Below are 26,599 nucleotides of genomic sequence, written 5' to 3'. Positions count from 1 at the left end.
CCCGCCCCGCCCCAGGTCGTGCTCTGGGCCTGGGAGCGCCCCGAGGACCTGCGCTTCCTCGCGGACTCGGGACGCCCGGTCCGCGTGGCCTTCCTGCTCGCCACGCTCGCGCTCACGGAGACGGAGGTGCGGGAGCAGCCCCGCCGGTATCCGCTCCACGTCCCCTCCGGCATGAAGCTCCAGGCCACGGTGCGACTGGAGGCCCAGCCCAAGGCCTCGCTCGCGAACTACCCGCCCGAGCGCTTGCAGTCCCTGGCGGAGCGGCTGGCCGCCCTCGCGAAGCGTCCGGAGGTGACGGGGCTCCAGCTCGACTTCGACGCCCGTGCGTCCGAATACGAGGCCTACGTCGCGCTGCTCCAGGCGCTCCGACGACACCTGCCCTCCACGATGACGCTGTCCATCACCGGCCTGGCGTCATGGTGCGCGCCGGGGAGCTGGCTGACGCGCGCGCCCGTGGACGAGGTGGTGCCGCAGCTCTTCCGCATGGGCCCGGACGCGTCCACGTGGCGCGCCCGCTTCGCACGCGGCGTGCCCGCGCCCTGCCGTGGCAGCGTGGGGCTCGCGCTCGATGAATGGCAGGCTGTTCCGCCCGGCGTCTCCACACTCTATGTTTTCAACCCCCGCCCTTGGACGCCCGAGGCGTTCACGCGCGCGGTGACGGGGCTCTCACCATGAAGAAGCTGCTCGTCGCATGCACCAGTGGTCTCTCGCTCCTGCTCCATCCCACCGAGGCGCGGGCCTGTGGCCCCAGCTCCTATCAAACGGAGCTCTTCAACACCGCGCGGCCGGACTTTCCCATCGAGCCGTTCGCGGCCGGGCGCCTGGGCATCGTGCTCGGCTGGGACAATCCGATGTACGCCATTCATGCGTACCGGACGATGAAGGGCATCCCCACCACGCCCGAGGAGCAGCGGCACCTGGTGACCCGCTGGCAGAGCGCGCACACCGTGCTGCATTCGAGCACCGTGACGCCCGAGCTCCAGCGGTGGCTGGCAACCCGCAGGCGCATCGTGCCCCAAGCGCCCGAAAACGAGCCCCTGATGACGAGCGAAGCGGACTACGCGGAGCGCATCCGCATCCATGACGACGCGCTCCGGCGGGCCTCGAACACGGCCGACGCGCTCGCGAAGGCGTGGAAGAAACATCCCGCGTTGATGGCGGAGTGGCTGAGCAACCAGGACGCCGTCTTCGGTGTCTGCACCATCCTGCCGGAGCTCGACCCTCGACTCGACGAAGGCGTGAGCCCCGAACAGCAGGCCCGCCGCCGGGCCGAGCGCGCCTATCAGGAGGCGTCCTCGCGCTTCTACTGCGATGACTATCCCGGAGCCATGGCGGCCTTCCAGGCCATCGCCGACTCGAAGGAGTCGCCCCACCGGGTCCTCGCCGCGTATCTCGTGGCGCGCACGCACGTGCGCCAGGCCCTGATGGAGAACCCGGCGACCTTCCGCTACGAACCCCAGAAGCCGACGGGCGTCTTCCTCTCCCGCCTCACCGAGGCCGACAAGGTGATCGCGGGAATCCTCGCGTCACCCGCGCTCGCGGAGGTCCATGGCCCCGCCCGGGGTTTGCGCAGCATCGTGCGCTACCGACTCCAGCCCGAGTCCTGGGCCTGCGAGCTGTTGTCACACGTGCTCGAACCGGGGACAGGCTCCGCGCTCGCCTCGGAGCTCGGCGACCTCAACCTGCTCTGGAAGATCCGCTTCGACATGACGTGTGAAGGGCTCCCCGCCCCCGCGGCGGAGCTCCACGCCTGGCTCCAGTCCATGGGCAGCGCGCCGCTCAAGGTGGAGAACCGGGACCACTACCAGCGTGCCCAGCATGACCTGGCGCGGACCCACTGGAAGAAGGCCCGCCATGTGACGTGGCTGCTCGCCGCGCTGAAGACGGCGGTGCCCGAGTCCCCCGGCCTGCCCGCGCTGCTCGAGGCCGCGGCGAAGGTGCCGCCGGAGTCACCCGCGGGCGTGTCCATTGCCTACTACAGCGCCCAGGTCCTTCATGCGCGCGGGGACCTGGATGCGGCGCGGGCGCGGCTCGCGACGGTGCCCTCCGAGCAGGTGCGGCACAGCCCCACCTCGCGCAACCTCCTGCGCGATGAACGCTTCGCGCTGGCGAGGGACCTGGACGAGGCGATGAAGGAGTCCCTCAGCGACGTCGCGGACTACACCTCGGACGAGAGCTATGGCGGCCCCTACGACGCGCCTGGGGATTCCCGGCCGCGCGTCTTCAGCCCCAAGACGGTGTACGCCCTGGAGGCTCGGCTGACGGCGAAGCGGCTGGTCGTGCTGGCGGAGATTGACGGCAACCCCGCCGTCCCTCGCCGGCAGGTGCTGTGGGCCGCCTTCGCGCGCGCGGCCATCGCGGGGGACGACGCGACCCTTCAAAGCGTGGCGAAGCGCCTGGCGGAGACCAACCCGACGGCGAAGGCGGAGCTGCTGGCGCTCGTGGACAAGCCGACCGCCGAGGAGCGCCAGTTCGAGGCGCAGTTGCTGCTCATGGGCCTGCCCGCGGTCTCCGCGCGGCTCCAGCCCCTGGAAGACCGGCTGCAGGACACCAGCCCCAAGCTCAACCTCACCTTGGACATGTCCTATACGCGCAACGGGTGGTGCGGCCCGCCCAAGGAGCAGGAGCTACCCGCCGCGCATTTCCCGCCCCCACCCGACGCCGAGGAGGCTGCGCGGGAGTGGCAGGCGCTCGTCGACGCGGGGAACTCGGTGCCGTACTTCGCGCGCGTCGCGCTCGCGTGGGCCAAGGCGCATCCGGACGACCCGCGCTCTCCCATCGCGCTGTTCCGCGCCGTCCGGGCCAGCAAACGCGGCTGCGGCCAACGCACGCCCGAGGCCCAGGCGGCCTTCCGCTACCTGCACAAGCATTACGGGAAGACGACCTGGGCGAAGCGGACGCCCTACGTGTACTGACGCGGCGCCTACAGCACCCGCCGGGTGGCGTCCAGGATGCGGTCGAAGTCGAAGTTCGGAGACGGGTCCACCTTGTTCGGGTTCGTCTCCTTGTGGCCCACCACGTTCTCCAAGGGGACGCCGTGCTCGCTCGCGAGGTACGGCACGAGCTGTTCGAGCGCGCGGTACTGCGCCTCCGTGTAGGCGTCCTGGCCGTCACCCTCGTTGACGATTTCGATGCCGATGGAGCGGTCATTCACATCCGCGCCATCGCCTCGCAGCGAGCCCACACCGGCGTGCCACGCGCGCATCTCATCATCCACGTGCTGGTAGATGGTCCCATCCTTGCCGATGGTGTAGTGCGCGCTGACCTCGCCCTTGATCTGCTCCTTGGCCCACAGGTAGGCCTGTCCCAGGAGGTTGTCCGACTGGCCCGTCAGCGTCTCCAGGCTGCTCTTGTCGTCTCCGTCCGCGGTGTGGTGCAGGACGATGGTGTCGATGTCCTGACCCGGCGGGCGCGCATTGAAATTGTCCGTCGGGCGGGACACGACCTCGGGCTTCGTCGGCCGGACCCGGCTCGTGTCATTCGGCGCGTCCGGCCCGTTCGTCCTCACGGCCCGCGCGGGCTCGAAGGTGTCCCGCGGCGGAGGGGCCACGCGGGCCTCGGGTTTCGGAAGACGCCGGGACTCGACCTCGGAGGGCGGACGGACGGAGCGGCTCCGAGAGGAGCCATTGAGCCGGGAAACCATGTCCATCTCCTGGGGGGGGTGGGGGACTGCTGGGATTATCTTCTCCAGCCCCGAGATGTTGCGCGGTCGTGCGTGACGTGCAGCCCTGGTGTAGCTTTCCCAGACAGCGGGAGCCGGTAAACTCATGTCATCGCAGAAGCGCAAGGTCTTGGGCCCCGTCACCGTGGTCATCGCGGTGATTGGACTTGCAGTCATCGTGCTGACGGGAGCCGCCACTTTCTTCGGCGGCACCAAGGTGGGCGCTCTCTACCGAGGGTCCGCGGACGCGCTCGCGGGCGACCCCATCGTGATGACCCGGTTCGACGTGGAGACGCCTGACGCGAGCACCCCGCACGCGCCAGACGCGGGCGACGCCGGCCCCCCGGCCACGCCGTGATGCCCCTGGCTGCCATTGGCGGCATGGTGTTGTCCTTCGTCGTGCTGGCCATCCTCTTCTGGCCGCTGGAGCGGGCGTGGGCCGCGCGTCCTGAACAGCCGCTGCTGCGCCCCGGCCTCCGCACGGACCTGGCCTACTTCGTCGCGCAGTACCTCGTCCTCGCGCCGCTGTCGCTGTTCGTCCTGAGCGGCGTGAAGACGCTCTGCCACACCGAAGCGCTCATGGGCTTCCAGGCCGCGGTGGCGAGCCAGCCCTGGTGGCTGCAGGCGCTGGAAGCGGTGGTGCTGTGCGACCTGCTCGTCTACGGCTTCCACCGGCTGTCGCACCAGGTGGACTTCCTCTGGCGCTTCCACGCCGTCCACCACTCCGCCGAGCACCTCGACTGGCTCGCCGCGCACCGCGAGCACCCCGTCGATGGACTGCTCACGCAGATGGTCGTGAACCTCCCCGCGCTGATGATGGGCTTCCCGCTCCCCACGCTGGCGATGCTCATCGTCTTCCGGGGCATGTGGGCCATCTTCATCCACGCCAACGTGCGGCTGCCGCTGGGCCCGCTGGGCTTCCTCTTCGGCGCGCCCGAGCTGCACCATTGGCATCACGCGCGCGAGCGGCACACGCGGCACAACTTCGGCAACCTCGCGCCGTGGACGGACTGGCTCTTCGGCACCTACCACCGACCCACCGGACCCGAGCTGTATCCGCTCGGGCTCGTGGAGCCGTTTCCCCGGCGCTTCCTCGCGCAGCTCGTCTCGCCGGTGGCGCGGACTACTGACAGCAGTGGAACGTCACGCTGGCCTCGGCTTCGAAGCCGTCGTCGCGGTTCGGCCCCACCGGCCAGCAGTCCTCGAGCGACGTCCTGACATTGCAGGTCCCCGCCGAGCAAACGCGCTGCATGTAGACCTGCAGGGCCGCCGTGGCGCTCCGGTATGCCGCGCCGCACGTGATGCCCTCCCCTCCCGCGGAATCGGAGTGCTGCGTGGGGCCGCACGACGAGCACGTCAGCCGGTCCTCGGAGGACACCCGCGCGTCCGTCTCGGGCACCTCGATACCGCCGCATGCGGACAGGCCCAGCACCACGCCCGCAAGGGCACTCCGCCTCAGCACACGCATCAGCTTGGTCATGAATGAGAGGCTAGGATTCAAAGACTGACAGTTTCAACCCGTCACCCCGCCTGGGATGCCTTGGGCTCCGTCTGCGCATCCAGGAACGTTCCCAAGGTGGCATTCACGAGCGAGGGCTCCTCCACCGTGGACGAGTGCCCGCCGCGCGGCAGCTTCACGAGCCGCGAGCCCGGGATGAGGCGGTTGAGCCGTTCGGCCTTGGCGGGGACGGTGGCGGTGTCCTCGGAGCCCACGACGATGAGGGTGGGCACGCGGATGTGGGGCACCTCGTTGGCCACGCCACGGCGCTCGATGACGCCGTTGACGGCGCGCCAGATGTCGCGGCGGTTCCCCAGCAGGCGCTCGCGCCAGCGGGCACGCTCCTCACCGCGATTGGGGTCGTTCAGGAATCCACGGCCGAACATGATGCGCATCACCGGGTCTGCCACCGGGCGCAGCCCCGCCAGCCGGGCGGTGAGGTTGAGCAGCGTATAGCGCGGCACGTTGAGAAGGGGCTCGGGGTCCGCGGACGTCTCCATCAGCACCAGGGAGCGCAGCAGGTCCGGTCGCCGCGCGGCGATGCGCATGCCCACGAAGCCGCCCATGGACAGCCCCACGAAGTGGCAAGGCCCCACGCCGAGCTGCTCGATGAGGGCCACCGCGTCCAGGTACACCGTCTCCATGTCGATGACGCGCACCGGCGGCACGGCGCTCTGGCCCTGTCCCCGGTGGTCATAGGCGATGCAGCGGTAGCGCCCGCTCAACGCCTCCACCTGCGGGTCGAAGAGGCGGCTGCTCCACAGCAGGCCGTGACTGAAGACGATGGGCACGCCCGTGCCCCCCGAGTCCTCGTAGTACAGCTCCGTTCCGTTGACCGGCAGCATCGGCATGCGTGGCACCCTCCCCGGCTCGCGAGGATAGACGAGCGGGACCCAAGTCTGACGCTTCACGCCATGCCGTCGTTGGCCGGATGACGTCCGGCGCTACCAGAGGCCCTTCGACTGGAGCAGCTCGCCCACGTGCCGAGGCTCGGCGCGCCACGCCGCGAAGACGTCTCCAGCGGCGTCGGGAGACAGGTTCTCCCAGACGAGGCGCCCGGTGTCGTCCTCGCGGCGGCAGCGCACGAAGGTGGAGCGCACCTCCTCCGGCGAGTCGAAGGTGAGGCTGTCGAGCAGCTCCGGGCTCTGGCTGGTGAGCAGGGCCTGCCGGCCGCCGAACTGGTCGAGGAGGGCGCGCACCTGCCGCGGGTGGAACGCGTGGGCCACCTCGTCCGCGATGACGACGGCGCGGGCGTGGGCCAGGTAGTGGAGGAAGGCCACCAGGCGCTTCTGGCCATAGCCGAGCTGTCGCGCGGAGAGCCGCTGCCCGGAGGCGGTGACGAAGCACAGGTCCAGGTGGCCCAGCGTCAGCGTCTCGTATTTGCCCTGGGGCTGCGTCTCCAGCGGCGACAGGAGCGCCTCGGCGGAAGTGAAGCCGAGCAGACGGGCCGCGTCATGGAGGAAGGGGACGCTCGGGGAAGGCAGCACGTAGCGAGGGGAGCCCCACTGCGCGGCGGCGACCTTGCGCAGCCCGTCCAGCAGGTCCTCCGAGGCCACGCCCGTGCCCGTGGCGAGCACGCCCTCCGCGCGGCGGGAGAGCCGCAGTTCGGCCTGCCAGAGCTGATCGAAGTGGGCGAGCCCCTCGTCGAAGCGGCGGAGGTCCGACAGCGCGGAGACCTCTCGCGCCATGGCGAGGAGCGGCTCGACGGCGGCGGTGCCTTCTCCCGTCTTCTCCACCCAGGCGATGCCGCCGGACATGAGGACGAGCCACAGACGGCCGCCGACCTCGGGGGCGATGCGCTCATGCACCACGTCGGAGGTGTCTCCTTCGCGGGAGACGCGGACCTGCTGGCCCTCGCGGTGGATGACGATGGGCCAGGCCATGTCGCGGGGCGCCACGGTGATGTCCATGGACAGGCCGCCTGTCCCCTCTCCAGGCGAGGGGACGTTGCACACCCGCACGGTGATGCGACCGGAGTCGGCGGCCAGCGCGTATTCGAGGTCGAGGGCTTCGTGCCGCAGCGGCGTGAAGTCCGAGCTGACGACAGCGGCGGCGAGGTCCAGCAGCGTGGACTTCCCAGTGCCGTTGTCCCCGAGCAGCACGTTGAGGGACGGGCTGAACAACAGCCGCGTCCCGGGCTTCACGGTGCGGAACTGGTGGACCTGGAGCCACTGGAGCTTGAGCATCAAGCGGGAGACTGGCGCCCTGGACGTATCAACGTCAACTCAGGCTGGCGGGGCCCAGGGAGCCCAGACGGCACGGCGTTTGTCCACCCAGGCCAGGACCTTGTTCGACCAGAAGCTGGCCATCGTCAGCGTCACGCGGAACCCGGTCTCCACGTTGAGGATGTCCCACTGGTCCGCCTCGTTCCGGCGCCGGAGGTCGAAGCCCAGCCGATGCGTGTCGTCGAAGGTGGCGAAGTGCATGAGCCCGTTGACAGGCGCCCACTGACCGCAGGCCAGGATGTGCAAGCGAGGCTCCTGGATGACGAGCCCATCGTGGGCGCCCCAGAACCACTCGACCTGCGGCGGCAGCGGCTCGCCCAGTCGCTCCGAGAGCGCGCGCAGCGCGCCGGGGGTGGCGGGCGGGTGGAAGTCCACGGCCAGTCCCGAGGACGCGGTCCGTTTGTCGAGGGCCCTTCGAAACGCTTCAACCTTCATGCGCCATCCATGATGAAGCCATGAGGATGCGGCAGGAAGCACCATGCGTAATTCCTCGCATGACGACCTCTGGCTCGAACAGGCTGCTGTGCCTCCTCCTGGCGTGCGCCGTGAGTCTTGGCGGCTCCGGGTGCTTCAACCGCATCCGCTGCGGCCCCAACGACTGTGGGAAGAACGAGACCTGCTGCAATCGCGGTTGTGGCATCTGCACCGGCCCCGGCACGACCTGCATCATCCCGCTCTGCGTCTGGGGCGCCCCCACGATGATGCCCGCGGAGGGCGTGCCGGACACCGACGTCTTCGACCATGTGGGCGCCCAGGTAGCCTATTCGGGCCTGACGTACTCCGGCGGCGACACGCCCTCTGGCAGGTACAGCGGCCCGTCCGCGAGCATCAACGTCCAGCACTACGCGTTGCCCCGCCTCGCCACGCGGCTGCGCTTTACCGGCGCCACGCTCACCGACGTCGAGGGATTGACGCTCGCGGACTCCGAACGGCGGACCTGGGCGGCCGGCGCGGGAGTCTCCTACGCGCTGCCCTTCGAGCCGCAGTACACCACCCTCACCGTGAACCTCGACGGCGAGTACGTCGACGGTCGGGGCTTCGCGGGCAGCATCACCCCGGCGGCGCTCTCCGTGGGCGGGCGAACAACGCTCGCGCCAAGCCTCGCCCTTCGCGTGTCACCGTGGCCCTACGCAGAGGCCACCGCGCATGCGCGTTACCTCCAGCTCCTCACCCGAGGGCCGGGAGACGTGGGGCTGCTCGAAATGGGCCTGGGTGCAGGCGCCCAGACGCCCCCCTTTCAGGTGTTCGACCTCCCGCGCATCACCGTGGGCCTCCGGCTCCACTATCGCTACGCCGGTGAACTGACCGCGGGCGCGTTCCGGAACCGAGAACTCGGCGGTGGACTGTGGGTCACCCACCGCGAGTACCGGGTGGGGTTCGAAGCAAGCTCGGGCCTGGCGCGGCTCGCCCCCGGCGAACACGCGCGCACCCTCACGGGGATGCTGCGCTTCGACGTGTACTGGGACGCGGAGCTCTGAGCGGCGGACCCACCCTGGGGACGGAGGCCCGTGTCCGGGGTGATTCACAGACCCGCCGCCGCACGGCTTCTTCTGTCCACCAGACATGGGGCCGCCCTGGCGGCCGTGGCCTGCGGGCGACGCGCTTCCTACCTGTGCGCCCGCTCCCATGAACGCCCTGCTGCTCGCAGCCCTGCTCTCAACTTCCAGCGTCCTGCTGGCCCAGGCGGGCGCCAGCAGCGATGCGGGCACGGGGCAACCCGCATCGAGCGCACCCGCCCTCTCCCCGGACACGCCCGAGCCGCCACAGTTTCCCGTCTCGGATCCACTGTTGGAGCCCATTCCCCCCGCCAGCCTGCAAGTGGCGACCTGGGACGAGGCGCTGCGGCTGCTGCGTCAGCGCTCCACGACCCTGTACAGCGCGCTCGCCCAGGTGGAGGCCGCGGCGGGCGCACAGCGCGTGGCCCTGGCCACGCTGCTCCCCACCGTCACCGGCACGGTCTCCGTCCAGTACAACGTGCTCAACCCCGATGCGACGCCGCTCTTCGGAGGAGGCGGTGGCGTGGGAGGCGGCGTGGGCGGAGGCATTGGCGGCGGCATCGGAGGCGACGTCGGTGGGGGCGCGTCCCCGCGGCTCACCCGGCCGCCCTTCCTCGGGCTCCTCAATGCCTCCATGCCCTTGTTCAACCTGTCGTCCATCGTCGCGCTGGGCACCGCGCGCGAGGCCCGCCGCAACGCCACCCTGACGCTGGCGGAGACCCGCAGGCAGCTCACCAGCGCCCTGGCCCAGGCGCTGGTGCTCGTCTCCGCGCAGGAGCGGCTGGCCGAGGTCAACCGCGTCAACCTCCGCACCGCGCTGGAGCGGCTGGCCCTCACCGAGCGCCGCTTCGAGCTGGGCGCCGGCACGCGGCTGGACGTGGTGCGCGTGCAACAGGACACCGAGACGGCGCGCAACCTCGTCGTCCTGGGGGATGAGTCGCTCCGAAAGGCACGGGAGACGCTCGGGCTGGTGCTGGGCATTCCCCAAAGCGTGGGCCTGGCGCGCGGGGCCCGGCTGGAAGCGCTGCTCCAGAACGCGCGGCGGGACTGCCAGCCCTTGGAATCACTCGAGCGGCGCGCCGACATCGAAGTGGCCCGCTCGCGGCGCACCCTGGCCGAACGGCGGGTGTCGGAGGTGAAGGCGAGCTACGCACCGACGCTCGCGCTCACCAGCACCACGCTGGCCCTCACCGTGGAAGAGGACTTCGTGACGGTGCCCGTCTGGAACATCGGCGCCAGCCTGGTGCTGCCCTTCTGGGACGGCGGCGCGCGCGAGGGCCTGCTCCGGCAGACACGCGCGGGCGTGGAGCTGGCGAAGCAGGGCCTGTTGGAGCTGGAGCGCGCGGCCACGGTGGAGGTGGTGCAGGCCCGGCGCGCCGTGGACGTCGCGGACGCCGCCGCGCGCATCGCGGGGCGGGGACGCACGCTGGCCGAGGAGAACGACCGGCTCACCCGGCGCAGCTTCGAGGTGGGCACCGGCACCAGCCTGGAGCTCATCCAGACGGCGGCGGACCTGCGGCAGGCGGAGCTGGTCCTCGTGGTGCGCGAGTTCGAGTTGGAGCAGGCACGGGTCGCGGCATTTCTGGCGGAGGCCGCATGCGATTGGTGACGACGTGGAGCCTGGGGCTCGCCGTACTGCTCCACATGGGGTGCCACTCCCAGAAGGACGCGGGTCCCCAGGGTGGCCAGCAGGCCGCGAACCAGGCCATGACCGTCGAGGTGGAGCGGCTGGAGCCCGGCGAGGTGCGCGAGGCCAACGAGTACCTGGGCGCGCTCATCTCCCGCAGCAGCATCACCGTCTACCCCCAGGTCGCGGGCTACGTGAAGTCGATTCCCCTCAAGCCGGGCACGCGCGTGCAACAAGACGAGGTGCTGCTCGTGGTGGACCCCCGCCGCGAGAGCGCGGGACTGCGCGCCACCCAGGCACAGCGGGCCGCGGCCCTGGCCCAGCGCGAATACGCCCAGCAGACGCGAAAGCGCAGCGAGCAACTGTTGAAGGAAGGGCTCCAGAGCCGGCAGGACTACGACCAGGCCGTGGCGCAGGCGCTGCAAGCCGAGGCCAGCGCGCGCGCCATCGAGGCGCAGGTGCAGGCCCAGGAGGTCCAGCTCGGCTTCTACGACGTGAGCGCGCCCTTCGCGGGCACCGTGGGCGACTACCCGGTGAAAGTGGGCGACTTCGTCACGCAGCAGACGGCCCTGACCACGCTGGACCAGAGCAACACGCTGGAAGTGTCCGTGCAGATTCCCGTGGAGCGGGCCCAGACGGTCAAGGTGGGTGGCACGCCGGTGGAGGTCCTGGATGCGGACGGACGCCTCCTGGTGTCCGCGCCCGTGTTCTTCGTGGCGCCCATTCCCAACACCAACACGCAGCTCGTGGAGATACGCGGCGCCTTCGAGAACACCCAGGGCCTGCGCGCCGGGCAGTTCGTGCGAGCCCGCGTCGTCTACGCCACCCGGGAAGCCCTGCGCGTCCCCACCGCCGCGGTGACGCGCATCAGCAGTCAGACGTTCGTCTTCGTGGTCCGGGACGCGGACGGCGGCACGGTGGCGCAGCGGTCGCCGGTGAGCGTGGGCATCGTCTCCGGCAACGACTACGAGGTGACGGGCGGCCTGGACGCGGGAACGCCGGTGGTGCTCAGCAGCATCCAGCTCTTGCGCGACGGCCAACCCATCCACCCCAAAGCGCATGTCCGCGACGGGCCTCCCGGCGTCGGCGGCAGCGGCCCTGGTCAGGATGGAGGGACCCCGGCGCCAGCACAGGACACCGGAAGCCATGACGCGGGCAGCGGCGCCGCGCCGGGACAGTGAGAGAACGGCATGTTCACGGACTTCTTCATCCGCCGTCCCGTCTTCTCCAGCGTGGTGTCCATCATCATCACGTTGGTGGGGGCCATCTCCATCCCCAACCTGCCCATCGAGCAGTACCCGGACCTGTCCCTGCCCGTGGTGCAGGTGACGGCGACGTACATTGGCGCGTCGGCGGAGACCGTGGAGAGCGCCGTCACCACCGTGTTGGAGCGCCAGCTCAACGGCGTGGAGGGCATGCGGTACATCTCCTCCACCAGCAGCAACACGGGCGTGAGCACCATCACCGTCACGTTCGACCAGAGCCGGAACCTGGACATCGCCGCGGTGGACGTCCAGAACCGCGTGGCCACCGCGTCCGCGCAGCTCCCGGCCGCGGTCAACGCGCTGGGCATCACCATCACCAAGGCGCAGACGCAGCTCCTCATCGCCTTCGGCCTGTTCGACGAGAACGGCCGCTACGAGACGGGCTTCCTCAGCAACTACGCGGACGTCTTCATCCGGGACGCGCTGCTGCGGGTGGACGGCGTCGGCGACGTGCGCATCTTCGGCGAGCGGCGCTTCGCCATGCGGCTGTGGCTGGACCCCACGGAGCTGGCGCGCCGGGGGCTCGCGGCAACGGACGTGGTGAACGCGCTGCGCGCGCAGAACGTCCAGATTGGCGCGGGTCAGGTGGGCCAGCCCCCCGCCCCTCCAGGCCAGACGTACCAGTTCACCGTGCGCGTGCTGGGGCAGCTCACCACCGCCGAGGAGTTCAACAACATCGTCGTGCAGCAGGGCCCGGACGGCTCGCTGGTGCGGCTGAAGGACGTGGGCCACGCGGAGCTGGGCGCGGAGAACTACGGACAGCTCCTGCGCTTCAATGGCCATGAAGGCGTGGGCCTGGGCATCTTCCAGCTCCCCGGCTCCAACGCGTTGAAGGTGCGCGAAGGCGTCGTGGCGGAGCTGGAGCGCCTGGAGAAGAACTTCCCGCCGGGCATGCGCTACGCGCGCGCCTTCGACACCACGGCGGCGGTGCAGGCCTCCATCGAGGAGGTGTTGCAGACGCTGGGCGAGGCCATCCTCCTGGTGGTGCTGGTCATCTTCATCTTCCTGCACGGCTGGCGCAGCGTGCTGGTGGTGGCCACCACGCTGCCCGTGTCCCTGGTGGGCACCTTCCTCTTCGTCAACGCGTTCGGCTTCTCCATCAACACGCTGACGCTCTTCGGCCTCACGCTGGCCACGGGCCTGGTGGTGGATGACGCCATCATCGTCATCGAGAACGTCGAGCGCACCATGGAGCAGGACAACGTGGGTCCGCGCGAGGCGACCCACCGGGGCATGAAGCAGGTGGCCGGCGCGCTGGTGGCCATCGCCCTGGTGCTGTCGTCGGTGTTCGTGCCCGTGTCCTTCTTCCCCGGGACGACGGGCATCATCTACCGGCAGTTCGCGCTCACCCTGGCCTTCTCCATCAGCCTCTCCGCGTTGGTGGCGCTCACGCTGTCCCCCGCGTTGTGTGCCCTGCTGCTGCGTCCGCACGAAGGCCAGAAGTGGAAGGCCTTCCGCATGTTCGACAAGGGGCTCGATACGTTCCGAGACGCCTACGGCCGGCTCCTGGCGAAGCTCATCGGGCCGCTGCGCTGGCCGGTGGTCATCGCCTTCGCGCTGTGTCTGGCCGGCACCTTCCTGGTGTACCGCCTCACGCCGGCGGGCTTCATCCCGGGCGAGGACCAGGGCTACCTCATCGTCGCCGTGCAGGGCCCGGAGGGCACCTCCCTGGACTACACGCGGCAGGTGCTGCTCCAGGCGGAGGACGTGTTGCGCCAGCAGCCGGAGGTGGCGGACATCTTCACCGTGGGCGGCTTCTCGCTGCTGGGCACCGGCGTCAACTACGGCACCCTCTTCGTCAACCTGCACCTCTGGGATGAACGCAAGCGACCGGACCAGAGCGTGGCGGGGCTGGTGGAGCGGCTCCGGCGCCCGCTGCTGGCCATTGGCGGCGCGCGCGTCCTGCCCTTCGAACCGCCCGCCATCCGCGGCGTGGGCAGCGTGGGCGGCTTCGAGTTCGTGCTGGAGGACCAGCAGGGGGGCCGCTCACTGGAGCAACTGGCGCAGACGACGGACATGCTGGTGGCCCGGGCCGGCCAGGACCCCGGCCTGCGCGGCGTCTTCTCCTCCTACACGGCGAACACGCCCCTGCTGGACGTGCAGGTGAACCGGGAGAAGGCGCTGGCGATGGGCGTCCCGCTGGACGGCGTCTTCTCCACGCTGCAAGTCTATCTGGGCAGCCAGTATGTGAATGACTTCACCTTCGCCAGTCGCGTGTACCGCGTGTACGTGCAGGCCGCCGTCCCCTTCCGCAACGAGCCGCGCGACATCGACGCGCTCTACGTTCGCTCCACGCGCGGGGAGATGGTGCCGCTGGAGGCCCTGGTGCAGGTGCGCCCCATCACCAGCGCGCAGAACATCCAGCACTACAACCTGTACCGCTCGGCCACCATCAACGGGCAGGCCGCGCCGGGCTCCAGCTCCGGTCAGGCGCTGGACGCGATGGAGGCCGTGGCGCGCAAGTCCCTGCCCGTGGGCTACACCTTCGAATGGACGGGCCTGTCCCAGGAGCAGAAGGAAGCGGGCAGCAGCGTGCTGCTCATCTTCGGGCTGGGCATCGTCTTCGTGTTCCTGGTGCTGTCCGCGCAGTACGAGAGCTTCGCCCTGCCCTTCGTCATCCTCCTGGGCGTGCCGGTGGCCATGCTGGGCGCGCTGGGGCTCCAGAACCTGCGCGGACTCCAGAACGACGTGTTCTGCCAGGTGGGGCTCGTCATGTTGGTGGGGCTGGCCAGCAAGAACGCCATCCTCATCGTCGAGTTCGCCGAGCAGCTCCGCCATGAAGGCCGCAGCGTGGGGGACGCCGCCATCCACTCCGCGCAGACGCGCCTGCGCCCCATCCTGATGACGTCCTTCGCCTTCCTCATGGGCGTGGTGCCGCTGATGCTGGCATCAGGCGCGGGGGCCTCCGCGCGCAAGTCGCTGGGCACCACCGTGTTCGGCGGAATGCTGCTCTCCACCTTCGTGAACCTCATCTTCATTCCCGTGCTGTACGTGGTGCTGGAAGGCGTGAGGTCCCGGTTCCGGCGGCACAAGGGCTCACCTCCCGTCAACCCACCCACGCCGCAATCCGCATGAACCCGTCAGGTCGCGTAGCACTTTCCGCAGGGGCCGGGCCTCCTTATGCCCCCATGAAAGGGCTTCGTTATCCTGCAAAGTGCCATGTCTCACTTCACGTCACTCGATGACGCGCGGCAACGGCGGCTGTATGCGCTCAAGCGTGCGCCTGGGCTTCGGCATCATGGCAACACCGCGCTGCTGCAACTGCTGAGCAAGAGCCGGGAGGTCACCTGGGCTCGCGGCGAGGTGCTGTGCCGGGAGGGAGAAGCCACCGAGGGCTTCTACGTACTCCTGGAGGGTGAGCTGGAAGTCTCGCGGTGTGGCGAGCCGCTGATGATACTGCAGCCCGGCACGCCGCTGGGCCTCGAGGCGCTGACGAGCGGCCGCCATTCCGTCACCGTCCGCGCGGCGGTGGACGCCCACGGCCTCTTCTTTCCGAAGGATGACGTGTCGAGCCTGCCCCATGCCCCCTCCGCGCCACCGGAGCGGCCTCAGCCCCGCGCCGAAGTGGTCGCCTTCGAGAGCGACGTCCGCAGGGCCCCGCTGTCCACGCTCATCGAGCTGGTGGCGAAGGTCATCCACCAGGACTTCGGGGACCGGGTGCTCGTCCTCCGCACCGCCGCCCGGAGCCATGAGCAGGGTTTGGACGTACCCATCGTCACCCGCGGCGCGGATGGTGTCCTGCGCGCGACACTGTCACCCGCCGCCTCCGGGGCTCCGGGCCGGCTGACGCCTTCCGTGCTTCAACGGCTCGAGGCCAAGCACGGGCTGCACGCGGTCTTCCTCGACGGCTGCGATGTCGCGGACGCGGGGATGCTCGACAAGACGGTGCGACTGGTGACGGACGCGTCGGCGCGGACGGCTGCGAGCCCTCGGCTGCTGCCCACGGTGGTGATGGACCCGCGGCGCCCCACGCGCACGTCCGAGCTGAGCGGACAGGCGCAGCACGACGGCCCCCATCCGCATCCCCCGCGACATCCCCCCTGCCCGCTGCGGCTGAACCTGGAGCGGTTCTCGCGGATGGCATTGGATGACAAGCCGCTGGAGGACCGGGAGCTGAGTCACACCGAGCGGGACGCCCTGGCCCGCTGGGCGCGCGCGCTCACGCACCGGCGCGTGGGTCTGGCGCTCAGCGGCGGCGGTGTGTGGGGTTTCTACCATGTCCACATCCTCCGCTGGCTGGTGGGTCAGGGCGTGCCCATTGACATCATCAGCGGCGCCAGCATGGGCGCACTGGTGGGGGCCTACTTCTGCGGGAGCGCGCTGGATGGGCGGAGCGGCCTGGAGGGGCTGCGACGGCTGGAGGAGCGGGCCGTCAGCCGTCAGCTCTCCCTGGCCGCCGCGGCCGCCATCCTGACGTCGTACTCCCTGGAGCGCTTCGTGGAGCGCGACCTGGGTCCCATCTGCCTGGAGGAGCTGTCCACCCGCTTCCTCCCCGTGACGACGGACCTGACTCGGGGTGAATGCGTGGCGCTGGAGCGAGGCCCCGTGGCGCTGGGCGTGCGCGCCAGCGGGTCGGCCCCTGGCATCTGGGGACCCACGGTGGTGCCTCCCGCACGGTACGTGGATGGCGCCTTCACCAGCATGGTGCCCGCCCATGTACTCCTCAACGCGGGCGCGGACGTCATCCTCGCCAGCAACATCTTCCCCTCGGGGGTCAGACACGCGCCACCCGTGCCAACAACGGGACTGGGCCGCTTCCTCGCGGGGCTCAATCCGGTGGCGCGCGCCCTGGACCTCGCGGCCAGTGGCGTGCTGCTATTGCACCGCAGTGGTGACGTCGAGAGCCAGCTCGCGGACGTCAGCTACGACCTCCACTCGGCGGAGGCCCCGCTGATGACGGCCATGGAGTTCACCCGGGCACGGGAGATTCTGGGCAGGGCGGCGGCGGATGCGTCGCTCGCGAAAAGGCTGGAGGACATGAAGCAGCACTGGCTCCAGGTCAAAGCCCGGGGTGCCCGTGCCCACCCGCGACTTGGAGGACAGCAGGCCGCATGATTCCCGTTCGCATCCTGGGCACCGCCAGTGTCCTCCCCGGCCCCGCCGTGAGCACCGCGGAGCTGTGCGCACGGGTGGGACGCGACGCCTCGGAGGTGGAACGGAAGACGGGAATCCACACGCGTCACTTCGCGCCACCGGGCACGAAGGCGGCGGAGGTCGCGGCGCAGGCCCTGCGCGACGCGCTGCGCGCCGCGGCGCTGGAGCCCACCGCGCTGCGACGCATCCTCTGCGTCTCGTCCATGGGCGGCGACGTCACCACGCCCGCCACGGCCAACCGGGTGGCGGCGGCGCTGGGGCTGTCGGGGAGCTGCGACGCCATGGACCTCAGCAACGCCTGCATGGGGTTCTTGAGCGCCTTCGACCTGGCGGCGCGCTCGGTGGCCACGGGGCTGGGTCCCGTGGGCATCGTGTCCGTGGAGCTGCTGTCGCGCACCACGACCCCCGAGTCACCGCGACCCTATCTCGTGCTGGGTGACGCGGCGGCGGCGGCCGTCCTGGGCACGGGGCGTGCGGGTGAAGGCGTGCTGGGCGTGGCCCTGGGCAACAACGGCACGCTGCCGCCCGATGTCGTGCTGGAGAATCCCATCGCCACGGGCAAGCTGGAGCGGATGCACTTCCTCACCCCGAGCCAGGCGATGACGCGCGTGGCGCTGGACGCGCTGGTGGGAGCGGCGCACGCGGCGTTGGACGCGGCGGGCGTGGCGATGCGGGACGTGGAGTGGGTGCTCACGCACCAGCCCAATGGGCGCATGTTGGAGGCCATCCTGGACGCGTTGGGCGTGGCGCCGGAGCGCAGCGTGCGCGTGGTGGACACGGTGGGCAGCGTGGGCTCGGCCTCCTTGGGCACCAGTCTGGACCGGCTGCTGCGCACGCGCCCGGTGAAGCCGGGGCATCGCATCCTCCTGGTGGGCGTGGGCGCGGGTGTGGCCCATGGCGCGGTGCTGTACCGGGTGGGCGAATGACGCAAGCAGGGGGCTGGCCCCTGAGAGCGTGGCTCGCGACGTTCCGGCTCCTGCGCCGCTATCACCGCTACGAGGTCATGAACCTGGAGCCGCTGCTGCGGCCCGGAGCGAAGCTCATCGTCGGGTACCACGGGCGCCCCCTGGCCGTGGACCTGTGCATGCTGACGGTGACCCTGTACGAGCGCCTGGGCTACCTGCCGCACGGCGTGGCGCATGGCGCGTTCGATTCGATTCCGGGCATGCGCACGGTGGCGGATGGACTGGGCTTCGTCACGGGGGATGACCCGCGGCTGGCGGAGGCGGTGGCGCGCGGGGAGCACGTGCTGCTGCAACCGGGCGGCACGCGCGAGGGGTGCCGCGACTTCCGGCACCGCTACCGCGTCGACTGGGGCGAGCGCATGGGCTACCTGCGGCTGGCGGTGCGCTACGGGTTGCCCATCGTCCCCGTGGGTGGCAGCGGGATGGATGACGCGTACGTGGGGCTCAACGACGGCTATGCGCTGGGGCGCCGCGTGGGAATGCCCGCGAGGCTGCCGCTGTGGCTGGGCGTGGGCGCGACGGGGCTGTGGCCGCTGTCCCTGCCCTTCCCCGTGAAGATGACGCAGTGGGTGGGCGAACCGCTGACGCGGCACCTGGCGCCGGGCTTCGACGCGAGCGACCGGGACGCGATGCGCGCGGTGCATCAGGACGTCGCGAGCGCGGTGCAGGGGCTGCTCGATAGGGCGCGCGGTGTGGACAACATCGGGACGAGGGAGGCGGGGCGATGAACGAAGGTGGCGGCGACACAGGGCAGGAGTGGGCGGTCATTCTGGGCGCTTCATCGGGGACGGGCGCGGGCATCGCGGAGGCGGTGGCACACAAACCCGGGCTGAATGTCTTCGGGGTCCACCGGGGCCGGTACCCGGACACGGCCTCGCAGTTGGAGCAACAGGTCCGGAGCGCGGGACGCCGCGTGGTGATGTGGCAAGCGGATGCCTCCACGCCGGAGGCCGCGGAGGCGGGCGTGGCCGCGCTCCGGGAGGTGGCGGGTCTCCGAAGCGTGAAGCTCTTCGTGCATTCGATTGCAGGGGCGTCGGTGGGGCACTTCCTGTCGGCGGGAGAGGACCGGCTGCACGCGCGGCGCATCCGCCGCACCTTCGACACGATGGCGCACTCGTTCGTGTATTGGGCGCAGGCGCTGGCGGACGCGGACCTGTTGGCTCCGGAGTCGCGGCTGCTGGGGCTCCAGAATCCGCTGGATGAGACGCACCTGGGGAACACGGGGCTCATCAGCGCGTCGAAGGCGGCGCTGGAGATGTACGTCCGTTACCTCGCGATGGAGCTGGGCCCCAGGGGACACCGGGTGAATCTGCTCAAGTTCGGCACGGTGATGACGCCCGCGCTCAAGCACGTCTACTCGCCGGAGGCCCTGGCCCGGCTGGAGGCCGCGCACGCGAAGATGAACCCCGCGGGACGCATGAGCACCGTGGAGGAAGTGGCCCGCTTCGTCACCGTGCTCGCCGGTGAGGAAGCGGGTTGGTTCAACGGTGCCACCATTGATTTCACGGGTGGCATGACGCTGCGGCTGCTGGATTTGGTGTTGAATCCGTAGGGACGGGTGCACAAAGCGCGCGAGGGCCTCCCGCAAGCGACCGCCCCTACCCCTCGCCAGGGCCCCCATCCCTCTCCTGCATTTCCAGAGTGAAGCCGAGGCGCTCAAGCGATTGTCCCAGTGAAACGACCTGATTGAGACTGACGAGATCGCCCGGACGAATCGGGTCGAACTTCGGATCTGGCGGAGGGCGCCCGACGGCAACATCCACGAACTGGCGTTTGTAGAACACTGCGATGGCTTGGCCCGCGTTCGCGACAGCCTTGGCTTCCTCCTCGAAGAAGCGCTGGGGAATGAAGGTCAGGCAGCCATTGATTGGAACGGGAATCGCCGTATGCAGCCATTTGCCCGTTCGTGGCAGGAACTCCTCCAGCACGACATGCACCACGTAGTTGCGGTCCTGCGGGACGTTTCGAAACTCCATTCGCAGATCGTCGCCCAGCCAATCGATTCGATACTTCACGGTGACAGGGACCACCTTCGGTTCGCGACGCTGCCCATCCAGCTCCGCCACCCCTGGCTTCCAGCCGATGAAGGGGGTGTGCGTCCCGATGACGTCGTTCGGCAGCCCACCAGGAAGCCAGGACGCCATGCCCACCGAGGCGCCCGTGCCAGGGGTGCCATCTGGTAGCCGGTCTCCGGCCGAACCGCCTCCCACTGGAGCGATAAACCCTAACGTGCCCAGCTCGACGGCCGTCTCAAGAAAGTCATTGTCGAGCGAGAACGGAGTAGCAACTTGAATCCACCAATCGAATGTCGCCGCGGTCATCACCCGCTGGCGGTCGTGCAGGCCGACCGCTTCCCGCGGACTCTCGACGTTCTTGAAGATGTAGAACTCGTCGAGCAAGACGCCGGGCACCGTGTCGATGGCCAACGCCAATGCACTCGGACGGTCAGGCTCGGGCACATAAGACGTTCGATAGTAATCTTCATAGGAAGCGCCAGCCACCAGCGTTCGCAGCACGATATTGTATTTGAGGGGATAGGCACGATTCAGGGGCTGCGTGCCCAGGGCGAGCGTCGCCCCCCAGTTCTGTGACTCCCGCTTTCCCGTGCCGACCGTCTCCTTGACCCAACCGGAGCCGCCGCTCTTGATCGCCACGGACTCCGCCGGGAGGGGTGCACGAAAGAGACTCATCCGCTTCTGTGACGCGGTCATGCTGGAGGAAGGCTCCGTCGCCTCGTTGCGCAACAGAGCGACCACCCGAAGCAACTCGACATATCCGCTGGTCGCCAGCAACTCGGCATAGTCTGCCTCGGACTGTGCATTGGCGGCGGCCGCGCATTCGTCCGGGTTCAGGATCTCCCATCCCCAAGGCTCTTGGTGCTCCCCGAGCACCGCGGGCGGTATCCAGCGAAAATCGAGTCCACCGAAACGACTGGACGTCACATTGCCGCGTGTCTCAGCCAGGGAGAGGTCGTTCAGGAACGTGTTGAAGTAGGAATCGCTGTGCCGCCGCAAGTCGAGGGCGCCAACGGGCCAGCGACTGCAGCGAGGAGAGATGACCGGCGCCCCGGTGAACGGCCGGCCGGGGATGACGTCGCTGGCGCGGACCCTGGTGAAGTGGCTTGGGGCGTAGACCGTGCGCCCCAGTCCATCGGAGCGCATCTGCTGCGCGCAACGCTCCAGCGCGTCCGCCATGAGCAGCAACTTGTTGTGGAAGGTCCCAATCACGCGGTGCTCCGGGCGAATTGCCCGGATGGCGGTGAGGTATGCCTCGCTGGCAAACAAGACCAGCGGCGTCATCAGGCGATGGTCGAATACGAGGCTGTTGTTGGCCGGGAACGGCGTCTTCACCGGCGGTTGACCGGCGGCCGCGGGCATCGTGTGGACCAGGTCACTCATGAATCCCCACACCCGGGAATAATCAGCCCGAGGGAAGAGGATGCGCCAGGTGAGGTCCGTCAACAACCACTGGACGTCTCCGGACCGCTCTTCCTGCGTGGACTCGAGCTTGTTGTACTCGTCCTTCAAGTCCTGAAGGCTCGGGTGGCTGTTCTGCAGGGACGTGAAGTAGTCCATCACACCTGCGACCCATGTCGAGATTCGGCTGTGCGCCCCAGTCACATGGGTTTCAGTGATATGCGCGAAGATGACCCGCTGCGTGTCGGTGATTTCCGCCACGGCCTCCATGACCTTCTTCTCGAATGAGGAAGGCGTGCTCTTGAAGAGACCGAATAGCTTCAGGATGTCATAGGCGAAGGCTGCGACGCTCAGAACGGGCGCAATCATCGCGGCCACCTTCGTGACAGCGGAAAGCACATCGAGCAGCTTGGATGCATATCCAAACCGCGCGAACATCGCGATGACCTCCGGGTCTTTCGTGACGGATTTCAGCGCCTTCTCGACTTTGGCCACCGTGTCCTTGAGCTTGCTCGGCTCCAGGGGCAACTGGAAAGGCACTTCGAAGACGGGCACGGACTTGGGAGGCGGGGCGCCCTGTCGGATGTTTCCCTGACTGTCGAGATAGAGGCCTCCCCCCAAGTGAAGCTCGAACTCTGGCTTGGACATTCGTCATCCTCCTGAACGCCCGCGGGTGGGCGACAGGAGTGTCGATCACAGGAGCACCGGCCACTCAATCAGACACATGAACCCTGCCCATCAAACAACATTCACGATGAGCCCCCGAGCCCCCGGGCACACCTGACGTTGAGTTTCTAGAAGCAGTTTGCCCTTGAGACCCTGCCCGCGTCTGCATTCTCTCGTGAACGAGCTCAGGGCATGCGGTCGAGCCACTGAAGCAGGTGTCGCACAGGACATCTCAACCGGCATGCGCGCCTGGCATCCGGAACGACAGACAGTAATAGAACGGCGCCACCTGTTCCTCGCGGACATCGACCGCGCCAGTGGGCAACAGCTCACGGGGACAGTGCGGGTCGCTCGAGTAGAACGTAATCGCCCGGAACGCGGCACGTTGGAACAGCGAGGGCCGGAAGGCTGGGTCCATCTGCTCGTCCACCACCACCAGCGGCGTCCCTGGCTTCGCCACCCGGGCCATCTCGGCCAGGGCCTGCGCGGGCTCCCGGTAGCCACCGATGCCGCCCACGTGCAACACCCGGTCGAACGACGCGTCCGGAAACGGCAGCGTGTGCGCATCCGCCATCATCAACCGCACACCCGAGTAATCACCGGCCTTCAGCCGCCGCCGACAGTGCTTGAGCATGCCCTCGCTCAGGTCCACGCCCCACACTTCCACATCGAGCCCTGACGGCAGGCCATCCCGGATGAGCGGCAGGTTCGCCCCGGACCCCACGCCAACCTCCAACACCCGCACCGGGCTCCCGTCCTCGTGCGGAACCAGCGAAGCGAGCTCCAGCCGCCGCATGTACCCCGCGCGCATCCGCGCTTCCGAGACCGATTGGAACAGCGGCGTCAGCAACGTGGTCAGCGGGTCATGCAGCACCGGCAGCCCGTCGTAGATGACGCGCATCAGCCGGTCCGTGCCGCGCACCGTGTCCTCTCGGTACAGCCGGGCCATGCCGCGCTCCACACGCCACGCCTCGCCGCAGCCGCCGCACCGCAGCCACCCTTCGCGGAGGCACCCGTGCGCCTCGCGCCCGTGGAACACCAGCGTCCCGCCACAGGCCGGACACGCCAGCGATGCCACATCCCGTGCTTGCACGCCGTTCATCGGCTCGCGATGGCCTCCGCCCGGGCCAGCTCATCACGCATGCCCAGACGGGTAAACAGCTCCACCGCGCGTTGCTGGTGCCCCCACCGCGCGGGGTCCTCCGAAGGCAGATGCCGCGCCAGGGACAACCTCGCGTGCGCCTCCTCGAAGGCCTGTCCCTTCTTCGACGCCACGGTGATGCACCGGCGCCACGACTCGAAGGCCCGCGTGGCATCCCCTTCCAGCCACGCCTCGCTCCCGCGCCACAGCCGAGCCGCGGCTTCGCCAAAGGGAAACACCCTGGCGAAGACATCCGCCTCTCGCCGCGCAGCCTTGGCGCTCGCGACCAGCGAAGCGTCCGCGCCCTGCTCCCACAGCGTCAGCAGCACCTCGGCCACCGTCACGACGCCGAAGTACACGAAGTGCGCCACCGGCTTGCCGGCCGACATCTTCGCCAGGGCCTGCTCCGCCGCCTCGCGAGCCCCCGCCGCGTCGCCCTCGCGCAGCCGCAGCAGCGCCAACGTCCCTTCCACGATGATGCGGTCCGTCTGGCCGCCCTGCGACTCCGTCCACGCCAGCGTCTCTTCCAGCGCGGCGCGCGCCTTGTCGAGCGCCCCCAGCCGCAGGTGGATGTGCGCCTGGTAGTGCAACGCCCAATGCTGCGTCTGGAGCGCGCCACGCCGCCGCGCCGAGTGCTTCAGCCACGCCATCAACGGCAGGCCCCGCGCGAACTTCCCCTGGTAGCACGACACCACCGTGAGGAGCGCGCGGCACTCCTCCGCCAGCCGCAAGTCGCCCACGGAGTCGACGATGCCAATGGCCCGCTCCAGCCACGCCTCCGCCTCCGCCCACCGCGCCACGTACGCCCCGTACACGGCGTTGCGGCACAGCACGAAGGCCAGGTCCGCGGGGCTGCCCACGCTTTCGGCCACCTCCAGCGCGCGGCGGACCCACGTCTCCGCCACCGCGCGGATGGGCAGCGTGCCCACCACCACCGCCATGCTCGTGTAGCCCCGCGCCAGCTCCGGCGAAGCCCCCGCGGGCTCGCACAGGTTCAACGCGCGCAATCCGGACCAGAGCACCGGGAGCGCCTGGTGCGCGTAGATGAACGCGTCGAGCAGCCGCATCAGCAGCCGCCCCGCCACGCGCCGCACCCGCCGCCGGTCCTCCGTCTCCTCGTCGTAATCCTCCGGCCGAGAGCTCTGCGCCAGCCGCAGCACGCCCTGCCCCACCGTCCCCAGCGCCCACCCCATGCGCGTGGTGGGCACCGGCCAGCCGAAGTGCTTCAGCGCTCGCTCCGCATGAGACCGGAACGCCTGAAGCTCCCCGAGCTGAAAGCGCGTCTCCGCGAGCAGCGCCTCCAGGTGCCCCAGCGACATCGCATCACCGCCGGCCCCGGACACGCGTTCCAGCGCCCGCGTCAGGAACGACAGCGCCTCCTGACAGGCGCCCACGCGCAGCGCATCCTCGCCCGCGCGCCGCGCATGCGACGCCTCGCGCAGCGCGTCCCCGGCCATGCCCCAGTGGTAGGCCAGCGCGGAGGCCCACTCCGGCCGCTGCCCGTGCGCGGCCTCCATCGCCAGCGCGGCGCGCCGGTGCAGTTCGGGCCGAGCGTCGGCGGGCAGCTCGTCCAGGACGCCTTCGCGCAGCTTGTCGTGCGCGAAGCGCCAGTGGTCGTCCGCCACGTCCAGCACGGCGGCCGCCTCGCAGTCCGTGAGCCAGCCCTCCACGTCCACGCCGGGCACGGCATGCCGCAACAGCGGCACATCCACCTGCCGTCCGACGATGGCCGCCACCCGGAGCAGCTCCCGCGCCGCCACGGGCACCTTCTCCAGGCGCCGTTGCACCAGCCGGCGCACGCCGCCCGCGAAGACGCGCTCGGGCAGCGCCATGTCGCCCAGCCGGTCCAACCCGCCCGCCTCCTCCGCCAGCGCGCGCACCACCTCCACCAGGAAGAACGGGTTGCCCTCCGTCTCGCGCAGCAGCAGCTCCACCAGGTGCGGCCGGCTCCCCGGCGCGCCCATCATGGACTCGCTGAGCAGGGAGACTTCCCGAGCCCCCAGCCGGGGCAGCCGCAGCAGCGACAAGTCCGGCAGCGCCGAGGGCAACGCGGGCGCCTCGTCGTCGCGGAAGCTCCCCAGGAGCAGCAGGCTCAACGTGGGCGCGCGCGTGGCCAGCCGCGCGAGCAGGTGCAGCGACTCGCCCCCCGCCCAGTGCAGGTCCTCCAGCACCACCACCACGGGCTGCGTCAGCCGCGCGAAGACGTCCTCCACCACCTGGAGCAAGCGCGCCTGCACCATGTCCGCGCCCACCTCGGCCGGGTCGGCCACGGGGTGGCCCAGCAGCGACTCGATGTCCGGCACCAGCGGCTTGAGGACGCTGGCCTCGCGCTCGTCCAGCGGGGTGAGGATGGACAGCCAGCGCAGCACCGGGCGCCATTCCTGGTAGGGGCTGCCACCCGCCGCCACGCCCTGGCCTCGCAGCACCACCGCGCCCTTCACCAGCGCCAGCGCGCGCAGCTCCTCCAGGAGCCGCGACTTGCCCACGCCGCTCTCGCCGCCCACCAGCCACGCGCCTCCGCGGCCCACCATGGCCGCCTCCAGCACGGCGGACAGACGCGACAGCTCCTCCACCCGGCCCACATAGCGCGCGGCCTGAAGGAAGCTCTCCCGCGTGGCGGCGGACTCGGGCGGCACCGGCTCACCCGTGGCGGCGCAGAGCTCCGCAATCACCGCGTCGGCGCCACGCGGCCGCTCCCGAGGGTCCGGAGACACCAACCGCTCCAGCGCCGCCTTGAGCTCGGGCGGGAAGTCCGGCGGCGCGGGCACCTGCCCCGCATGCGGCAGCCGGCCGAACATCATCTGGCTGGCCATGGCGCCCACGCTGAAGAGGTCCGTCACCTCGGAGGGCGGCTGGTCCTCGAACAGCTCCGGCGCGAGGTAACCCGGCGTGCCGCCCGGCTGCGCGCGGTGGACATGCTCGCGCCCCACCGCCAGCCCGAAATCCAGCACCTTCACCTGGCCATGGGCCACCAGCACGTTCGCCGGCTTGAGGTCGCGGTGGATGATGCCGCGCCGGTGCAGGTACGCCAGCGCCAGCAGCGTCTGGACCAAGAGGCCCACCTGCACGCGCAGCGGCTGGCCCGTGCCCGCCTTCACCAGGTGCTGCGCGTCCTCCAGCAGGTCCATGGCCAGATACGGCCGGTGCTCCGCGTCGAAGCCGTAGTCCAACACGCTGATGACGTGCGGATGGCGGACCGAGGCGAGCGTCTGGAACTCGTGCGCCAGCGACAGCGCCAGCTCGTGCCGGGCCATGGAGGACGGCGTGTTCTCGCCCTCGGGCAGGCGCGCCAGGTCCTCCAGCGTCTGGTGCAGCCGCTTCACGGCCACCGGGCCCGCGAGCAGGTCCTGCGCGCGCCAGACGGTGCCCGCCCCGCCCCGACCGAGGAAGTCGAGGATGCGGTAACGGCCGCCCACGACCTCGCCTTCCGCGTGGCGACGCGCCGCATCCTCCAGCCGGGGCTGGGTTTCGAGAGGGTATTGCCGCATCGGGGGGGGCCGCCCGGACGGATGATAACGAGAACGCCCGGGGACGGTAGGACGGAT

Annotated in this window: 19 protein-coding genes; 12 read left to right on the top strand and 7 right to left on the bottom strand. The window is 69.9% G+C overall.

Features of this window, described 5'->3' with window-relative positions:
• Positions 1-18: 18 nt before the first annotated feature.
• Positions 19-675: a DUF3142 domain-containing protein gene (locus A176_RS35450; RefSeq protein WP_002634006.1), complete on the top strand. Its 657-nt coding sequence runs from the start codon at positions 19-21 to the stop codon at positions 673-675.
• The gene (locus tag A176_RS35445) at positions 672-2,915 is read left to right on the top strand and encodes a hypothetical protein (protein WP_002634007.1); all 2,244 of its coding nucleotides are present in this window, start codon (positions 672-674) and stop codon (positions 2,913-2,915) included. The genes A176_RS35450 and A176_RS35445 overlap by 4 nt, the downstream gene beginning before the upstream one ends.
• Positions 2,916-2,923: 8 nt before the next feature.
• Here A176_RS35445 and A176_RS35440 read toward each other — a convergent pair whose 3' ends face one another.
• Entirely contained in the window at positions 2,924-3,643 is a 720-nt protein-coding gene (locus A176_RS35440; protein ID WP_002634008.1) for an N-acetylmuramoyl-L-alanine amidase, read from the bottom strand.
• A gap of 124 nt (positions 3,644-3,767) precedes the next feature.
• Between A176_RS35440 and A176_RS35435 the strand changes: the two genes are divergently transcribed.
• The gene (locus A176_RS35435; protein WP_002634009.1) at positions 3,768-4,019 is read left to right on the top strand and encodes a hypothetical protein; all 252 of its coding nucleotides are present in this window, start codon (positions 3,768-3,770) and stop codon (positions 4,017-4,019) included.
• Entirely contained in the window at positions 4,019-4,879 is an 861-nt protein-coding gene (locus tag A176_RS35430; RefSeq protein WP_002634010.1) for a sterol desaturase family protein, read from the top strand. Before A176_RS35435 ends, A176_RS35430 begins: the two co-directional genes overlap by 1 nt.
• 303 nt (positions 4,880-5,182) lie before the next feature.
• On the opposite strand, the gene A176_RS35420 is transcribed toward A176_RS35430, so the two are convergent.
• From A176_RS35420 to A176_RS39495, 3 genes are all read right to left on the bottom strand, one after another.
• On the bottom strand, positions 5,183-6,010 hold the full coding sequence (locus A176_RS35420) for an alpha/beta fold hydrolase (protein WP_002634011.1): 828 nt from the start codon (positions 6,008-6,010) through the stop codon (positions 5,183-5,185).
• 93 nt (positions 6,011-6,103) lie between these two features.
• A complete protein-coding gene (locus A176_RS35415) occupies positions 6,104-7,345 on the bottom strand; it encodes an AAA family ATPase (RefSeq protein WP_002634012.1) in 1,242 nt (413 codons plus the stop codon).
• Positions 7,346-7,384: 39 nt separating this feature from the next.
• A complete protein-coding gene (locus A176_RS39495; protein WP_063787464.1) occupies positions 7,385-7,819 on the bottom strand; it encodes an SMI1/KNR4 family protein in 435 nt (144 codons plus the stop codon).
• Between the two features lie 59 nt (positions 7,820-7,878).
• On the opposite strand from A176_RS39495, the gene A176_RS35405 reads away from it, so the two are divergent.
• The 8 genes from A176_RS35405 (at position 7,879) to A176_RS35370 (ending at position 19,383) form a co-directional block, all read left to right on the top strand.
• Complete coding sequence (locus tag A176_RS35405) at positions 7,879-8,862, top strand: hypothetical protein (protein WP_021781218.1); 984 nt, start codon at positions 7,879-7,881, stop codon at positions 8,860-8,862.
• 148 nt (positions 8,863-9,010) lie between these two features.
• Positions 9,011-10,489: a TolC family protein gene (locus A176_RS35400; protein ID WP_002634016.1), complete on the top strand. Its 1,479-nt coding sequence runs from the start codon at positions 9,011-9,013 to the stop codon at positions 10,487-10,489.
• Positions 10,477-11,688 carry an efflux RND transporter periplasmic adaptor subunit gene (locus A176_RS35395; RefSeq protein ID WP_002634017.1) on the top strand — a complete coding sequence of 404 codons (1,212 nt, stop codon included), beginning with the start codon at positions 10,477-10,479 and terminating at the stop codon, positions 11,686-11,688. Before A176_RS35400 ends, A176_RS35395 begins: the two co-directional genes overlap by 13 nt.
• 9 nt (positions 11,689-11,697) lie before the next feature.
• Complete coding sequence (locus A176_RS35390) at positions 11,698-14,847, top strand: efflux RND transporter permease subunit (protein WP_002634018.1); 3,150 nt, start codon at positions 11,698-11,700, stop codon at positions 14,845-14,847.
• An 84-nt stretch (positions 14,848-14,931) separates the two neighbouring features.
• Complete coding sequence (locus tag A176_RS35385; protein WP_002634019.1) at positions 14,932-16,827, top strand: patatin-like phospholipase family protein; 1,896 nt, start codon at positions 14,932-14,934, stop codon at positions 16,825-16,827.
• Positions 16,824-17,792, top strand: a complete 969-nt coding sequence (locus A176_RS35380; RefSeq protein ID WP_002634020.1) for a 3-oxoacyl-ACP synthase III family protein — start codon at positions 16,824-16,826, stop codon at positions 17,790-17,792. The genes A176_RS35385 and A176_RS35380 overlap by 4 nt, the downstream gene beginning before the upstream one ends.
• Positions 17,789-18,559: a lysophospholipid acyltransferase family protein gene (locus A176_RS35375; protein ID WP_002634021.1), complete on the top strand. Its 771-nt coding sequence runs from the start codon at positions 17,789-17,791 to the stop codon at positions 18,557-18,559. The genes A176_RS35380 and A176_RS35375 overlap by 4 nt, the downstream gene beginning before the upstream one ends.
• On the top strand, positions 18,556-19,383 hold the full coding sequence (locus A176_RS35370) for an SDR family NAD(P)-dependent oxidoreductase (protein WP_002634022.1): 828 nt from the start codon (positions 18,556-18,558) through the stop codon (positions 19,381-19,383). The genes A176_RS35375 and A176_RS35370 overlap by 4 nt, the downstream gene beginning before the upstream one ends.
• 46 nt (positions 19,384-19,429) lie before the next feature.
• Here the strand turns inward: A176_RS35370 and A176_RS35365 are convergent, their stop codons facing one another.
• The 3 genes from A176_RS35365 to A176_RS40935 all read right to left on the bottom strand — a co-directional run bounded on the left by A176_RS35365 (position 19,430) and on the right by A176_RS40935 (position 26,542).
• The gene (locus A176_RS35365) at positions 19,430-21,895 is read right to left on the bottom strand and encodes a hypothetical protein (protein ID WP_002634023.1); all 2,466 of its coding nucleotides are present in this window, start codon (positions 21,893-21,895) and stop codon (positions 19,430-19,432) included.
• 250 nt (positions 21,896-22,145) lie between these two features.
• Positions 22,146-23,015 (bottom strand): class I SAM-dependent methyltransferase, encoded by an 870-nt coding sequence (locus A176_RS35360; RefSeq protein ID WP_002634024.1) that lies wholly within the window; start codon positions 23,013-23,015, stop codon positions 22,146-22,148.
• On the bottom strand, positions 23,012-26,542 hold the full coding sequence (locus A176_RS40935; RefSeq protein ID WP_193409823.1) for a serine/threonine-protein kinase: 3,531 nt from the start codon (positions 26,540-26,542) through the stop codon (positions 23,012-23,014). The genes A176_RS35360 and A176_RS40935 overlap by 4 nt, the downstream gene beginning before the upstream one ends.
• Positions 26,543-26,599 lie beyond the last annotated feature (57 nt).

It is taken from the genome of Myxococcus hansupus, assembly GCF_000280925.3.
Classification (GTDB): domain Bacteria; phylum Myxococcota; class Myxococcia; order Myxococcales; family Myxococcaceae; genus Myxococcus; species Myxococcus hansupus.
Note: the sequence above shows the minus strand (reverse complement) of the source record. Positions and strands in the feature narration are given on the sequence as shown.

Excerpts from the sequence above, each read along its gene's own strand:
- A176_RS35420 (WP_002634011.1), bottom strand. The coding sequence starts at position 6,010 with ATGCCGATGCTGCCGGTCAACGGAACGGAGCTGTACTACGAGGACTCG.
- A176_RS35415 (WP_002634012.1), bottom strand. The coding sequence starts at position 7,345 with ATGCTCAAGCTCCAGTGGCTCCAGGTCCACCAGTTCCGCACCGTGAAG.
- A176_RS35430 (WP_002634010.1), top strand. The coding sequence starts at position 4,019 with ATGCCCCTGGCTGCCATTGGCGGCATGGTGTTGTCCTTCGTCGTGCTG.
- A176_RS35390 (WP_002634018.1), top strand. The coding sequence starts at position 11,698 with ATGTTCACGGACTTCTTCATCCGCCGTCCCGTCTTCTCCAGCGTGGTG.
- A176_RS35370 (WP_002634022.1), top strand. The coding sequence starts at position 18,556 with ATGAACGAAGGTGGCGGCGACACAGGGCAGGAGTGGGCGGTCATTCTG.
- A176_RS39495 (WP_063787464.1), bottom strand. The coding sequence starts at position 7,819 with ATGAAGGTTGAAGCGTTTCGAAGGGCCCTCGACAAACGGACCGCGTCC.
- A176_RS35395 (WP_002634017.1), top strand. The coding sequence starts at position 10,477 with ATGCGATTGGTGACGACGTGGAGCCTGGGGCTCGCCGTACTGCTCCAC.
- A176_RS35360 (WP_002634024.1), bottom strand. The coding sequence starts at position 23,015 with ATGAACGGCGTGCAAGCACGGGATGTGGCATCGCTGGCGTGTCCGGCC.
- A176_RS35385 (WP_002634019.1), top strand. The coding sequence starts at position 14,932 with ATGTCTCACTTCACGTCACTCGATGACGCGCGGCAACGGCGGCTGTAT.
- A176_RS35375 (WP_002634021.1), top strand. The coding sequence starts at position 17,789 with ATGACGCAAGCAGGGGGCTGGCCCCTGAGAGCGTGGCTCGCGACGTTC.
- A176_RS40935 (WP_193409823.1), bottom strand. The coding sequence starts at position 26,542 with ATGCGGCAATACCCTCTCGAAACCCAGCCCCGGCTGGAGGATGCGGCG.
- A176_RS35405 (WP_021781218.1), top strand. The coding sequence starts at position 7,879 with ATGACGACCTCTGGCTCGAACAGGCTGCTGTGCCTCCTCCTGGCGTGC.
- A176_RS35445 (WP_002634007.1), top strand. The coding sequence starts at position 672 with ATGAAGAAGCTGCTCGTCGCATGCACCAGTGGTCTCTCGCTCCTGCTC.
- A176_RS35400 (WP_002634016.1), top strand. The coding sequence starts at position 9,011 with ATGAACGCCCTGCTGCTCGCAGCCCTGCTCTCAACTTCCAGCGTCCTG.
- A176_RS35440 (WP_002634008.1), bottom strand. The coding sequence starts at position 3,643 with ATGGTTTCCCGGCTCAATGGCTCCTCTCGGAGCCGCTCCGTCCGTCCG.
- A176_RS35365 (WP_002634023.1), bottom strand. The coding sequence starts at position 21,895 with ATGTCCAAGCCAGAGTTCGAGCTTCACTTGGGGGGAGGCCTCTATCTC.
- A176_RS35380 (WP_002634020.1), top strand. The coding sequence starts at position 16,824 with ATGATTCCCGTTCGCATCCTGGGCACCGCCAGTGTCCTCCCCGGCCCC.
- A176_RS35435 (WP_002634009.1), top strand. The coding sequence starts at position 3,768 with ATGTCATCGCAGAAGCGCAAGGTCTTGGGCCCCGTCACCGTGGTCATC.